Annotated in this window: 2 protein-coding genes; one reads left to right on the forward strand and one right to left on the reverse strand. The window is 63.2% G+C overall.

What is annotated here, in order from left to right; all coding sequences use genetic code 11:
* Window positions 1-221: helix-turn-helix domain-containing protein (locus A2I95_RS41900; RefSeq protein WP_291738152.1), on the forward strand; the 221-nt coding region annotated here is incomplete at its 5' end.
* Here A2I95_RS41900 and A2I95_RS41905 read toward each other — a convergent pair.
* On the reverse strand, window positions 218-1,039 hold an 822-nt coding region (locus A2I95_RS41905; RefSeq protein ID WP_291738153.1), incomplete at its 5' end, for an acetyl-CoA carboxylase carboxyltransferase subunit alpha. The two genes, A2I95_RS41900 and A2I95_RS41905, sit on opposite strands and share 4 nt — an antisense overlap.

Below are 1,039 nucleotides of genomic sequence, written 5' to 3' on the forward strand. Positions count from 1 at the left end.
AAGCCGGCATCCTGAGCAAAAGCAAGGATCCGGAAAACGGCCGCAGCTATATCTACGCGCTCACGCAAAAAGGCCGGGATCTGGCGCCAGTACTGGCAGATATCGCCCTGTGGAGCGCCAAATACAACAAAGCCGGCCATGCAATGACCGGCTTCAGTGACAAAGTGCGGGCGGACCGGGACGGCGTTATCACCCGGATCCGCGCAGGTAAGCTGCCTTAGGCCGCCAGACCCTTGGAGCCGATGTCCAGGAACTTCTGGCGCCGGTCCTTGATCAGCTCGTCTGCGGTCTTGCCCTTCAGCTCGTCCAGCATATCCTGGATCGCGCCGCTGACCGACGCCATCGCCGCTTTGGCATCGCGGTGCGCGCCGCCCAGCGGTTCCGGGATGACCCGGTCGTTGACACCCAGTTTTTGCAGGTCCTGCGCAGTCAAACGCAGCGCTTCCGCCGCTTCCCGCATCTTCTCGGCATCCTTCCACAAGATCGACGCGCAGCCTTCGGGGCTGATCACCGAATAGACCGAATGCTCCAGCATCGCCACCCGGTTGGCCGAGGCAAAGGCCACCGCACCGCCCGAGCCGCCCTCGCCGATAATCACCGAGATCAGCGGCACGCCGATCTTCAGGCACATCTCGGTTGAGCGCGCTATCGCCTCAGACTGGCCGCGCTCCTCGGCACCTTTGCCGGGGTAGGCGCCGGCGGTGTCCACCAGGGTGATCACCGGCAGCTTGAAGCGGCTGGCCATTTCCATCAGCCGGATTGCCTTGCGGTAACCCTCAGGCCGGGCCATGCCGAAATTGCGCTCGATCCGCGACTTGGTGTCGGAGCCTTTTTCATGGCCGATCACCACAATCGGCTGGTCGTTGAAGCGCGCCAGGCCGCCCATCACCGCCAAGTCGTCGGCAAAGTTCCTATCGCCGGCCAGTGGCGTGTATTCGGTGAACAGCGCGTCGATATAGTCCTGGCAATGAGGGCGCTCGGGATGGCGCGCCACCTGGCATTTGCGCCAGGGGGTCAGATCCTTGTAGAGATCCTGCAG

The organism is Leisingera sp. F5, from assembly GCF_001593695.1.